The following is a 13,610-nucleotide window of genomic DNA, read 5'->3' as shown; positions in this document are numbered from 1 at the left end:
TTTATGCTCCTTTCTTATTCAAACTTTCTAATAATTGCTCGTACAAATCATCACTTTTAGCTTTTTTAGGTTTCAGTTTTTTGATGGTTGGTCGTTTTCCTTTAGCTTTTGCCTTTATAATTTTTAAAAGTTCTGCGGTATAAGTGTCTTTATATTTATCGATATTAAAATCGGCAGTATATTGTTTTATTAAAGCTAAAGCTACATCTAGTTCTTTTTTAGGGATTTTTAAATCATCAGGAGTATTAATTTCTGATGTGTCTTTTATTTCTTGAGCAAAACGTATTCTTGAAATTACAATAACATTGTCTTGCGGATGTATGATGCATAAATTTTCTTTTTGCCTAAGCACAAACTGCCCCACCCCTGCCATCTTAGTCTTCTTTAAGGCATTGAGAAGTAAAGCGTAAGCTTTTTGTCCTTGTTTACTAGCTTCTGCATAGTAAGAAGTTTCAAACAACATCGGGTTAATTTCTGATGACTGTACAAATGTTTGAATATCAATGGTTTTGGTTTTGTCCGGGCTGGCATCCTCAAAATCCTGATCTTCTAAAATGATGTAATCATCTTTCAAGAAAAAACCTTTAACTATCTTTTCATAAGGGACTTCTTTCTTTGTTTTTTCATTAACTCTTAAAAAGCGAATACGAGCATGATCTCGACTATCCAACATATCTAAATCTAAAGTGCTATTATCTATAGCCGAGTAGAGCTTGATAGGAATATTTACTAAACCAAAGGCAATGGTGCCATTCCAGATAGATCTCATAGTAGTTGTTTTGTTTTTAAAAACAATTACTATTCCAAAGAAAAGGCATAAAAAAAGCCTTCTGCATTTACAGAAGGCTTTCGTTTAGATTTTATGTTTTATGCAGAGTTCCTAGCTGCATTTACTATACCATAAAGGGTTCTTAAAATAAGTTTGTTATAGATTTGTTTTCTTTCCTCAGATACATCATCAGATAAAGATTTGATAATCGCATATCTTTGGATGATAACCAAAGGCAATACAATTTTTTCTCTTAAAGAGATAGAACGTTTATCTGTTGGATAATTTTCCATTAAAGTTTCTGTGTTAGAAAGCTCTAATACTAAACTTTGGGTAAGGTCAAACTCGGCTTTCATACCTTTCCAAAACTCACCAAATGTAGCATCCTCAGATAAATACTCGGTTAATCTAAAATCAGCTTTACTCATAGACATCATACAATTATCTATAACTGTTTTAAAGAAGCCAGAGTTTTTATATAATCCTTTCACTTGCTCCCATTTACCCGATTCTTTTAAAGTTTTTAAAGCTGTACCAACACCATAAAAACCTGGTATATTTAATTTTGCTTGGCTCCATGAAGTAACAAAGCTAATAGCTCTTAAATCCTCCAATTTCAATTCGGCATCAGAGTTTCTTTTTACTGGTCTACTACTGATATTGATTTGAGAAAGCATTTTTAAAGGAGTTTGTACCTCCATAAATTTCAAGAATAAAGGATGTTTCCTTAAATCCATAAAAGCATTATAGCTAATATCAGCCATTCTAGAGAAAAGCACTTTTTCCTCATCGCTCATGGTATTGGTATGCTGTTTCTCTAATGCAGAATTGATACCTGCATGGATAAGCTGCTCCATGTTGTTGGTAGAGCTTTCATAAGTTCCATAATGAGAACTGATGGTTTGCCCTTGAACCGTCATTTGGATTTGCTTATTAGCGATATCTTTACCAAATGAAGCGTAGAATTTATGCGTTTTACCCCCTCCTCTGGCAGGTGGCCCTCCTCTTCCATCAAAGAAAGCTAAATCTATATCGTATTTTCTAGAAACAGCTGTTAAGCTAGATTTAGCATAGAAAATAGAATAATTTGCCATTAAATAACCACCATCTTTGGTACTATCAGAGAAACCTAGCATGATAACTTGGCGTTTTTTTCTAATCTCTAGATGTTTGCTGTAAACAGGATGAGCATATAAACTCTCCATAACATTATCAGCAAATTTTAAATCATCTATAGTCTCAAAAAGAGGTACAAAATCTATGTCCAATTCTTCTGCTTTCCATCCGCTCCATAAAAACAATTGTTTTAACTGAAGAATATCTGATGCTTTTTGGCAATTACTAATGATAAACCTGTGGCAGGCTCTTTTACCATTATCTGTTTGCATTTGTTTAATTAGACGGATAACATCTAAAGAATCTTTACTTAATTCGGCAAAAGAAGCATAATTAGTAAAGTCTGCTTCGCTTAAAGGTATAGCAGCTATTTTTTCTTCTTCAGTTAAATCAAAATAATTTTCTGGTAAAAGACCTTTAAGTTCTTCTGATTCTATACACTCTTTAAAAAGCTTACGTAAAATACGGCTATCTTGTCTGATATCTAATGAAGCAAAATGACAACCAAAAAGCTTTACTTTCCAAATCATATCATCAACCAGCTCAGTAAATAAACTATCGTGATAATTGATTAAAACCTCTTTTACCTTTCTTAAATTCGTTAATAAGGTTTCCTTGATGTTTAAGCAAGATGAATTTTGTTGGTAAGCGTTATTGTAGATAAGATTTTCTAGTTCTTCTAAATATTGCTCTGTACCGTTAAAAGTAATTCTACGTTTAAGTTTCTTAAAATCTCTATAGTAGCATCTGAAAAGTGCTTGTCTTAAGAAAACAGAAACTTGTTTAGTAGTTTCAGCGGTAACAAAAGGATTTCCATCCCTATCGCCACCAGGCCAAAAACCTAATTCTATTAAACTATGGTTTCCTAAATTAAGTTTAAAAACTTCTTCTAGGTTATTATGTACGTCTGACGCTGTTTGGTAAAGTATATTTTCTAGATACCAATTTAAACTAACAGCTTCATCAACTGGGGTTGGCTTTTTCTTCTTGAAGAAAGGTGTTTTACCTAATTGTTGTAAAAGAAGATTAATGGCGTTTACATCATTGTTTTTGATAGCCTCGGTTAAGTCTGTCATGATACTTAACACCGGACCTGGATAAAACTGAGTTGGATGTGCTGTTAAAACCAATCTCAATTTAAATTCTCTTAAACAATCCTGAATACGTTTATAAAGTTCTTCATCTTCTAAAGCACTACTCATTAAAGTACTTAAGGAGCTTAAGTCTTCATTAGATCTGGTTTTTACAAAAGCAGCATCTTCTACAGCGTCAAATAATACAACTTGCCTTTCTATGTATTGGATAAATCTGAAAAGTAAATCGGTTATTTCATGCTGGTCTGTAATACCCTTTTGTTTAGCAAAGAAAGATTCTATAATATCATCTGGTCTTTGTTTTTCTTCTACACCGCTCTCACAATGTGCAAAGAAATATGGAAGCGCTAGTCCGGTATTTTTTACACGATAAAATGGCAGAGTAAGGAAAAGACTGTTATATAATTCGAATTTTGTTGTAATCTCGTTTTTAAATACAGTCTCTTTAGAATTTAGTTGAGGTCTAAGTGTAAACATAATTGGGCGAAAATTACGTTAATCTGAAAATCAATCCAAATAAAATTGCAATTAAAACCCAAATAAATGATATTTCTCTAAAAAATAACCTTAAAAAAACAAATAGCTCGCAACATTGCGAGCTATTTGTTATAATTTTTAAAAGAAAGACTCTTTTTACATTTGGTCTAATTGCTTTTTCAACTCAGCAGCTTTATCAAGTTTATTCAATTTTACATAAACTTCTCTAAGCGCTCTAACAACATTTCTGTCTTTAGGATTTAACTCTCTTGCCTTCTCTAATAAGGGAGCAGCTTTAGCTAATTGAGCATTAAATTGGCTTTTTAATGCATTATATTTTGCTTCTGTACCTTTATTGTTTGGTAAAGCATTCGCTTGGTTAATAAAAGCATTTCCTCTATCAATATAAATAACAGCTAAGTTATAAACAGCATCGGCATAAGATGGGTCTATCTCTAAAGCTTTATTATAAGCTGCTTCTGCTTTATCCAATTGTTTATTTGAAGCATATGCTACACCAGCAACAAAATGTAAAGTTTTATTCTTAGGCTCTTGTGCAATAGCGCTTTCTATTTTAGAAATTTGTTTACTTGCTTGTCCTCTAGCTAAATAAACGTTCAACTCATCATAAATTAAATTCAAATTATTCGGATGAACTGCTCTACCTGCTTCAATTACTTTTAAGGCACTATTAGTATCGGCTTTAGACATGTATAAACGACCTAATTCTTGATATAAAGAAGGGTTTTTGGTGTTCAACTCAAGGGTCTTATTGTAATACTTAATAGCCTCATCTGTCATCTGAGCACTGTTGGCAGCTATAGCTGTATACATACTAAATAAAGAGTCTTTAGGCATCACATCCGAAATGTATTTGAAAGATGTATAAGCTGTTTTATAGTCCTTTTTATTGAATGCAGAAACACCTCTGTTTTGCATCACAATAGAAAGGTTTCTTTCAGAGTTTTCAATGTTGTTTTTCTCTTTACCTTCTTTATCTAGCTCTTTAGCTTTTGCAATAGCTTCTTGTGCTGTTTTAAAAGCTGCATCAGCATTACTCTTATTTACCGTATCAGTAACAGCAATTGCCGAGTATATTAAAGCTTTATATCCCCAAGCTTCTGGAGAATTTAAAGTTTTTTCATGAACAGTAGCTTTATCAATAGAAGCTTTAGCTGTATTTAAAGTTTCTAATTGCTTCTTAGCTGATGCTTTAGTTTGCATACCAACCTCAAAAATTGCATAAGTGTTTTTTGCGGCACTAATTTCTGATTTTTGAGCCATTACAACTGTACAAAGACTTAGTGCTATAAGGCTCGATAATAGTTTTTTCATTTTTATTATTAATTGTATGTGTTAAACGATTAATTGTTTTATTTATTCTGCTGTTTCTTCACCCTCATCTTCTACTGCATCGTCCTCATCATCATCTAAATCCTCTTCAGTTACATCTCCTTCAATGATTTCGATATCTTTAACAATTGCGTCAGTATCCTCTTCGGCTGTTTCATCGTGTTCTACTTTAGCAACAGAAGCAATCTCATCATTAGCTTTAAGATTTATAAGTCTTACTCCTTGTGTGGCTCGTCCCATAACTCTTAAATGACTCATCGCAATTCTGATAACAATACCCGATTTATTGATAATCATTAAATCATCTTTATCGGTAACATCTTTAATAGCTACAAGTTCGCCAGTTTTTTCTGTTACTTTAATAGTTTTTACACCTTTACCACCACGGTTGGTAACTCGGTAATCTTCTAAATCTGTACGTTTACCATATCCTTTTTCAGAAACTACTAAAATAGTTGCCTCTGGAGAATCAATACTAATCATACCCACAACTTCATCTTTATCATGAGCTAATTTAACACCTCTAACTCCAGTAGCTGTTCTACCCATTGGCCTCACTGTAGATTCATTAAATCTAATAGCCCTGCCAGAACGTAAAGCCATAATAATTTCTGAATTACCAGTAGTTAAGTTTGCTTCTAATAGTTCATCACCGTCATTAATATTGATTGCATTGATACCATTAGTTCTTGGGCGACTGTAAGCTTGAAGCGTAGTTTTCTTGATAGTACCTTTCTTGGTACACATGATAATGAAATTGTTTTCCAGATAGTCTTGATCTTTAAGATTAACAACCTTAATATAAGCTCTTATCTTTTCTTCTTTTTCAATATTGATGATATTTTGTAAAGCTCTTCCTTTACTAGTTCTTGTACCTTCTGGTATTTCAAAAACCCTCAACCAGTAACATTTACCTTTATCTGTAAAGAATAATAAATAATTATGGTTAGATGCGATGAAAATATGCTCAATAAAATCTTCATCTCTTGATGTAGAACCAATAGAACCTTTACCACCCCTTCCTTGCGTTCTATACTCTGTTAAAGGAGTTCTTTTAATGTAACCTTCTCTTGAAATGGTAATTACAACATCCTCATCCTCAATAAAATCCTCTGTTAAAAGTTCGGCTGCAGAGTGTACAACTTCTGTTCTTCTTTCATCACCGTATTTTTCTTTTAACTCAAAAAGTTCGTCTTTAATAATTTGCATTCTTAAGCCTTCATCAGCTAAAATAGCTTGTAAACGCTCAATTAATTTCATCAGCTCAGCATATTCCTCTTTAATCTTATCTCTTTCAAGACCTGTTAAACGGCGTAAAGTCATATCTAATATGGCTCTTGCCTGAATATCTGTTAAACCAAATTGGCTCATTAAACCTTCACGAGCATCATCTGGAGTTTGTGAACTTCTGATTAATTTAATAACCTCATCTAAATGATCTAAAGCAATTAATAAACCTTCTAAGATATGGGCTCTTTTTTCTGCCTCATTAAGCTCAAACTTGGTTCTTCTGATAACAACTTCATGTCTGTGATCAACAAAATGTCTTATTAAATCTTTAAGATTTAAAAGCATTGGTCGGCCATTAACTAAAGCAATATTGTTAACACTAAAAGAAGTTTGTAAGGCAGTATATTTATAAAGGTTGTTAAGTACGATTGCTGCATTGGCATCACGTTTTATTTCGTAAACGATACGCATACCATCTCTATCAGACTCATCTCTAATCTCAGAAATACCTTCAATTTTCTTCTCATTTACCAATTCGGCAGTACGCTCAATCATCATCGCCTTATTCACTTGATAAGGGATTTCAGTAACGATGATACGCTCTCTTTCATTACCAAAGGTTTCAATTTCTGCTCTACCACGCATCATTACCCTACCTCTACCGGTTTCAAAAGCTTCTCTTACACCTTCATAACCGTATATAAAACCTCCAGTAGGAAAATCAGGAGCTTTTACATGCTTCATCAGTTCGCTAACCTCAATATCCTTATTATCAATTAACGCCGCTGTAGCATCTACAATTTCACCTAAATTGTGTGGTGGCATATTTGTTGCCATACCAACTGCAATACCCGATGCTCCGTTAACCAAAAGGTTAGGAAATTTAGAAGGTAGAACAGTAGGCTCTTCTAAGGAATCGTCAAAATTTAAGCGGAAGTCAATAGTATCTTTATTGATATCTGCCAATAGCTCTTCTGCCATTTTTTTGAAACGAGCCTCGGTATAACGCATCGCTGCTGGCGAGTCGCCATCAACAGAACCAAAGTTACCTTGCCCATCTACCAAAGGATAGCGTAAAGACCATGGTTGCGCCATACGCACCATCGTATCATAAACAGAAGCATCACCATGTGGGTGATACTTACCTAATACCTCGCCCACAATACGGGCAGATTTTTTATAAGGTTTATTACTTGCCAAACCTAGGTCTAACATACCAAATAATACCCTTCTGTGAACCGGTTTTAAGCCGTCTCTAACATCAGGTAAAGCTCTGGAAACGATAACAGACATTGAATAATCAATGTATGCTGATTTCATTTCCTCCTCAATATTGATAGGTATAATCTTGTCGTGTTGGTTTTCGTTTTGATTATCAGTTTCTTCGGCCATATTTTAAAATATTCTATAAAAGAAAGTGCTTATATAAAAGCATAACTGCGAAGTTAATAAATTAGATGTAATTGCTTCTTCCTGTGGAAAAATTCTTGAATATTAATAATTATATCATCCACCAAGGTTTTTTTATTTGGATAAAAATGCAATTGTCCTCAATTTTTAAAGGATAAATTCTGAGATAATCGCCCTGCCCTGCTTTACCCTTACCTGTTTTTAAGCAATATCCATAACGGTGAACCGGGCAAATGATATAACCTTCATTGCACCAAGCACTGCCTAAATCGGCTCCGGCATGTGGACATTTATTCGCAAACGCATAAAATTGATGCTGATGTTTGATAATATTAATTTTCTTATGGTAAACTTTAATTTGTACCATATTTTCCTGTTCTGGAAGATGATCTAAGACTTTTATCCACTGCATACGAGCTTCTGCGTTATAAAAACAGGATTTTTAAGCAAAATAGCATTATCTTTGCACAATTAAAAAGATTAGCTTGAAGAATTTTATCCCAGAAGACGGCACTTTACTTCCTTTGATGGAAGAGTTTTATACCATACAAGGCGAAGGATTTAATACAGGTAAAGCTGCCTATTTCATTAGACTAGGCGGTTGCGATGTAGGTTGCCATTGGTGTGATGTAAAAGAAAGCTGGGACGCTGATTTGCATCCGTTAACTCCAAGTGATGATATTGTTAAAAATGCAATTCAATATCCAGGTAAAGCTGTTGTCATTACTGGTGGAGAGCCCTTGTTGTATAATCTTGATTACCTAACTAAAAAGTTAAAAGAAAATAACATTTTAACCTTTATAGAAACCTCTGGTGCTTATCCTTTATCTGGCCATTGGGACTGGATTTGCTTATCGCCAAAAAAGTTTAAAGCACCTACTCCATCTATTGCTCAATTTGCAAATGAACTTAAAATCATTGTTTTTAATAAGAGTGATTTTGCTTGGGCAGAGGAACATGCCTTATTAGTTGGCCAAAATTGTAAATTGTACTTACAGCCAGAATGGTCAAAAGCTAATGAAATGCTACCTTTAATTATAGATTATGTAAAGAATAATCCTAAATGGGAAATATCTTTACAAACGCATAAATATTTGAATATACCCTAATAATACATAATTTAGTTAACTGAACTTAAATTATACGCATGAGACTTTTATCCTGTTTCTTATTGTTAAGCATAAGTATACTATGCTTCGGGCAGGATAAATATTCCTCTAAGGATAAAACTGCTATTAGAAGTTATGAAAAAGCTAGTTACTTCTTAGATTTAAATCGTTTTACAGAGGCAAAAGTTGAATTAAACTATGCTGTTAAACAGGATGATCAATTTATTGAAGCCTATTTATTATTAGCTGATGTTTACAGGGTAACCTTTGATTTAATAAATGCTAAGTCTACTTATCGCAAAGCTTTTGCTATAAAACCAGATTTTGCCCCAGAAAGATATTTCTATTTAGCCGAGTGTGAAATTAAAACTGGAGATTACAAAGAGGCTATTACACATTTGAATAGTTACCTCTCTAAAGCAAAACCTCAAGAAGCTAAAAGACTTGCCTTAACAAATAAATATCTTAAAGATTGTGAGTTTTCAATTTTAGCAATTAAAAACCCTGTTTCATTTAAACCAGAAAATTTAGGTCCTAGTATTAACACTAGCGATCAAGAGTATCTAGCGGCTTTAACTACAGATGAAAATACTTTGATTTTTACTCGTCAGATTAACAATAACGAGGACTTCTATATTTCGAAAAAGAAAAATGCAAACTGGGAAAAAGCTAATTATTTAAGTACCAATATCAATACGCCTAACTACAATGAGGGTGCACAATGTATTTCTCCTGATGGGCAATTTCTTTTTTTTACAGGTTGTAACAGACCCGATGGCTTAGGCAGATGTGATATTTATGTGTCGCAAAGAGAAGGTGATGGCTGGAGTAAGCCTATTAATTTAGGAAATCCTATCAATACCAAAGGCTGGGAATCTCAACCCTCTATTTCTGCAGATGGTAGAACTTTATATTATGTAAGTGATCGTGAAGATGGTTTTGGAAGTTATGATATCTGGAAAAGTGAACTTACTGATGAAGGGAAATGGGGTAATCCTATCAATCTTGGTTCTAAAATCAATACTCCTTATGACGAGCAATCGCCATTTATTCATCCAGATAATGAAACTTTATACTTCTCATCTAACGGTTGGATAGGTTTAGGTAATAAGGATATTTTTATATCTCGGTTAGATAAAGATGGTAATTGGTCTGATGCACAAAATTTAGGTTATCCTATCAATACTTATGGCGAAGAAAGTGGTTTAACCATTAATGCTACCGGTACTAAAGCATTTTTCTCTTCCAATAATTTTAATGGCTTTGGTGGTTTTGATATTTATTCTTTTGATTTACCAAGTGCCTTAAAGCCTAAAACAGTTAATTATGTAAAGGGTAAAGTTTATGATGCAGAAAGTAAGCAACCTTTAGATGCTGTGGTTGATATTGTTGATTTAAAAACAGAAAATTCTCTTTACGTTTCTTATGCCAATAAAGTAGATGGAACGTTTATGGCTACCCTACCCAATGATAAACTTTATAGTTTAAATGTATCTAAAAAAGGTTATTTGTTTTATTCTGAAAGCTTTTCTGTAGAGCATCATAAACCTGGAGAACCTGTTGTTTTAGATGTTCCTCTGCATAAAATTGCTATAGGTAATAAAGTTATTTTAAGAAATATCTTCTTTGATTCTAATAAGTATAACATCAAAACAGAGTCTAAAGTAGAACTCGAGAAACTGATTGAGTTTTTAACGGAAAACCCTAAGGTAGTGATAGAAATAAGAGGTTTTACAGATGACATTGGAGACAATCAATCTAATTTATTGTTATCTCAAAACAGGTCTAAATCTGTCTATAACTATCTCTTAACAGCTGGTATTAACGAAAACAGAATTAAGTATAAAGGTTTCGGAGAGTCAAATCCTATTGCTGATAATCTTACGCCAGAAGGAAGGGCAAGCAATAGAAGAACAGAGTTTGTGATTACAGAAATTAGAGAAACTATTAAATAATAGCTTCTCTAATTCTGATTAATTTCTTTAACAAATCTTCTAACAAATCTAATTGTAACATATTCGCACCATCAGATTTTGCATTTTTCGGGTCTGGATGTGTTTCTATAAAAAGTCCATCTGCACCAACAGCAATAGCCGCTTTAGCAATAGTTTCTATTAAGGCAGGCTTACCACCTGTTACTCCAGATGTTTGATTGGGTTGTTGTAAAGAGTGTGTGCAATCCATCACCACCGGAACATCAAAGCTTCTCATTTCTGGTATCCCTCTAAAGTCAACAATTAAATCTTGATAGCCAAAGGTATTACCTCTATCTGTTAAGATGACGTTGTTATTTCCGGCATCTTTAATTTTATCTACAGCAAACTTCATAGAGCCTGCAGATAAAAACTGTCCTTTTTTAACATTTACATACTTGCCGGTTTGTGCAGCAGCTATCAATAAATCTGTTTGTCTGCATAAAAAAGCAGGAATTTGCAAAACATCTACATAAGCCGCAGCCATTGCCGCATCAGTACTTTCGTGGATATCGGTTACCGTAGGTACATCAAAAGTTTGAGAAACTTTTTGTAGTATTTTTAGGGCCTTTTCATCACCAATACCAGTAAAAGAATCAACCCTAGAGCGGTTTGCTTTTTTAAAAGAGCCTTTAAAAATATAAGGTATTTGCAACTTATCGGTAATCTCAACAATTCTTTCAGCTATTCTTAACGCTATATCCTCACCTTCTATAGCACAAGGGCCCGCCATTAGGAAGAAATTGTTGGTATGGGTGTGTTTTAGTTTGTCTAGTTTCATCATGTTTATATAAGTTTATGTTTTAGTTTCCTAATTCAGACATAAACTTGATTCTCATTAATTGTATTTCTTCGCGGTTATAATCATCAGAACCTAACTCTTCTAAAGCTTTATCAATAGAGTCTACTTCTGCGGTTTTAAAGTAATCAAAAACCTCATCTTGCCTGTCTTCATCAATAACCTCATCAATAAAGTAATTCAAATTAAGTTTGGTGCCAGAGCTTACAATAGATTCTACCTCTTTTAGTATTTCTTCGTAAGTAATGCCTTTAGAGGCTGCAATATCTTCTAAAGAAATTTGTCTATCTATATTTTGGATAATAGAAACTTTTAAAGCCGATTTATTTGCTGTTGTTTTAACAACAAAATCTATTGGTCTGTCTATATCATTATCCTCAACGTATTTCTTAATAAGTTCTATAAAAGGAGTTCCAAATTTTAGCGCTTTTCCATTGCCTACACCAGAAATATGTTTCAACTCATCCATATTAATTGGATAATGCGTACACATTTCTTCTAAAGATGGGTCTTGGAAGATAACAAAAGGAGGAAGATTTTTTTGCTTAGCGATTTTCTTCCTTAAGTCTTTTAACATCTGCAAAAGCTGCGTATCTAAAGCGCCACTACCATGTTGTACAGATGAATCATCATCCTTTTCAGGAATATCCATAGATCTGTTCATCACAAATCTTAAAGCATAAGGATTGGTAAGAAAAGACTGACCATTTTTGGTTAACCTCAACAAACCAAAGTTGTCTACATCTTTGGCTAAGAAATTATTTAAAACAGCTTGTCTAAGAACAGATTTCCATAAAAACAAACCCTCTGCTTTTCCTGAACCAAAATGTGGTGATTGATGATGCTTATAAGATTGAATTTGTGCTGTTTCTTGTCCCATTAACACATTGATGATGTAATGGTCGTCAAACTTTTCGCCAAATTCCTGTATCATGTTTAAAACTTTACTTAAATGCTCTTCGGCATTAAAAGATTGCTTTTGAGCCCGACAGTTATCGCACATGTTATTGCAACCAGCTTCGTTAAAGTTTTCCCCAAAATAATGCAGGATTTGTTTTCTTCTACATACAGCAGATTCAGAATAATCTATAACCTCTTTTAATATTTGCGTACCTATTTCTCTTTCAGAAACAGGTTTATCTTTCATAAATTTAGCTAGCTTCTCTACGTCTTTATCAGAATAGAAAGCAATACAATGCCCCTCACCACCATCTCTACCGGCTCTACCCGTTTCTTGGTAGTAGCCCTCCATACTTTTAGGAATATCATGGTGTATAACATACCTCACATCTGGTTTATCTATACCCATACCAAATGCAATGGTAGCCACAATTACATCAACATCTTCCATCAAGAATTTATCTTGTGTTTCGGCTCTTACTTTGGGGTCTAAACCAGCATGGTAAGGTAAAGATTTAACTCCGTTAATTTCTAGAGCATTAGCTACCTCTTCAACTTTCTTACGACTTAGGCAATAAACAATACCAGACTTACCCGGATTATTTTTAACATACCTGATGATTTCTTTTAAAACATCAGACTTTGGTTTTACCTCATAATATAAGTTAGGACGGTTAAAAGATGATTTGAAGATATTTGCCTTAGTCATCTGCAAATTCTTCTGAATATCATGCTGAACTTTTGGTGTTGCCGTTGCCGTTAAAGCAATAACAGGTATGTTTTCTCTGATATTATTAATTACCTGACGGATTTTTCTGTACTCAGGTCTAAAATCATGCCCCCATTCTGATATACAATGGGCTTCATCTACAGCTACAAAAGAAACTGTTATAGATTTTAAAAAATCTATATTTTCTTGTTTTGTTAAAGATTCTGGCGCAACATATAAGAGTTTGGTTTGCCCAGCAGTTACATCCTCTTTAACCTTGGTAATTTCTGTTTTGGTTAATGATGAATTTAAAAAGTGGGCAATACTATCATAACCTCCAAAGGCCCTTAATTGGTCTACCTGATTTTTCATCAAGGCAATCAAAGGAGAAATTACAATTGCTGTACCTTCGCTCATAAGCGCTGGTAATTGGTAACAGATAGATTTACCGCCTCCGGTAGGCATAATAACAAAAGTATCTTTCTTTTCTAAGATACTGGTTATGATAGCTTCCTGGTCTCCTTTGAAATTGTCAAAGCCAAAAAACGTTTGTAAATTATCAATTAATGATTTTTTAATCTGCATTTTTAAGGAAAAATTAACCTATGCTAATTTTAAACATCAAAATAACATATTTTTGTGATTATATAGTATTAAAATTTAAACTTTTT

General features: G+C 33.4%; 9 protein-coding genes. 2 read left to right on the top strand and 7 right to left on the bottom strand.

What is annotated here, in order from left to right:
* Window position 1: 1 nt before the first annotated feature.
* The 5 genes from ku to GJJ64_RS04565 form a co-directional block, all read right to left on the bottom strand.
* A complete protein-coding gene (gene ku, locus GJJ64_RS04585; RefSeq protein WP_154286553.1) occupies window positions 2–769 on the bottom strand; it encodes a non-homologous end joining protein Ku in 768 nt (255 codons plus the stop codon).
* A gap of 98 nt (window positions 770–867) precedes the next feature.
* Window positions 868–3,456 carry a phosphoenolpyruvate carboxylase gene (locus tag GJJ64_RS04580; RefSeq protein WP_154286552.1) on the bottom strand — a complete coding sequence of 863 codons (2,589 nt, stop codon included), beginning with the start codon at window positions 3,454–3,456 and terminating at the stop codon, window positions 868–870.
* 156 nt (window positions 3,457–3,612) lie between these two features.
* On the bottom strand, window positions 3,613–4,791 hold the full coding sequence (locus tag GJJ64_RS04575) for a tetratricopeptide repeat protein (RefSeq protein ID WP_154286551.1): 1,179 nt from the start codon (window positions 4,789–4,791) through the stop codon (window positions 3,613–3,615).
* 42 nt (window positions 4,792–4,833) lie between these two features.
* Entirely contained in the window at window positions 4,834–7,431 is a 2,598-nt protein-coding gene (gene gyrA, locus GJJ64_RS04570; RefSeq protein ID WP_154286550.1) for a DNA gyrase subunit A, read from the bottom strand.
* A 109-nt stretch (window positions 7,432–7,540) separates the two neighbouring features.
* Window positions 7,541–7,861, bottom strand: coding sequence for a Rieske (2Fe-2S) protein (locus tag GJJ64_RS04565; RefSeq protein ID WP_154286549.1), 321 nt, complete (start codon window positions 7,859–7,861; stop codon window positions 7,541–7,543).
* 73 nt (window positions 7,862–7,934) lie between these two features.
* Here GJJ64_RS04565 and GJJ64_RS04560 point away from each other — a divergent pair, with 73 nt between their 5' ends.
* Complete coding sequence (locus tag GJJ64_RS04560; RefSeq protein ID WP_229655457.1) at window positions 7,935–8,558, top strand: 7-carboxy-7-deazaguanine synthase QueE; 624 nt, start codon at window positions 7,935–7,937, stop codon at window positions 8,556–8,558.
* A 38-nt stretch (window positions 8,559–8,596) separates the two neighbouring features.
* Window positions 8,597–10,513 (top strand): OmpA family protein, encoded by a 1,917-nt coding sequence (locus GJJ64_RS04555; protein ID WP_154286548.1) that lies wholly within the window; start codon window positions 8,597–8,599, stop codon window positions 10,511–10,513.
* Here the strand turns inward: GJJ64_RS04555 and kdsA are convergent.
* Window positions 10,506–11,312: a 3-deoxy-8-phosphooctulonate synthase gene (kdsA, locus tag GJJ64_RS04550; RefSeq protein WP_229655490.1), complete on the bottom strand. Its 807-nt coding sequence runs from the start codon at window positions 11,310–11,312 to the stop codon at window positions 10,506–10,508. The two genes, GJJ64_RS04555 and kdsA, sit on opposite strands and share 8 nt — an antisense overlap.
* A 22-nt stretch (window positions 11,313–11,334) precedes the next feature.
* Window positions 11,335–13,524, bottom strand: a complete 2,190-nt coding sequence (gene recQ / locus GJJ64_RS04545; RefSeq protein ID WP_154286546.1) for a DNA helicase RecQ — start codon at window positions 13,522–13,524, stop codon at window positions 11,335–11,337.
* Window positions 13,525–13,610 lie beyond the last annotated feature (86 nt).

This window comes from Pedobacter puniceum (assembly GCF_009674685.1).
Taxonomy (GTDB): Bacteria; Bacteroidota; Bacteroidia; order Sphingobacteriales; family Sphingobacteriaceae; genus Pseudopedobacter; species Pseudopedobacter puniceum.
Note: the sequence above shows the minus strand (reverse complement) of the source record. Positions and strands in the feature narration are given on the sequence as shown.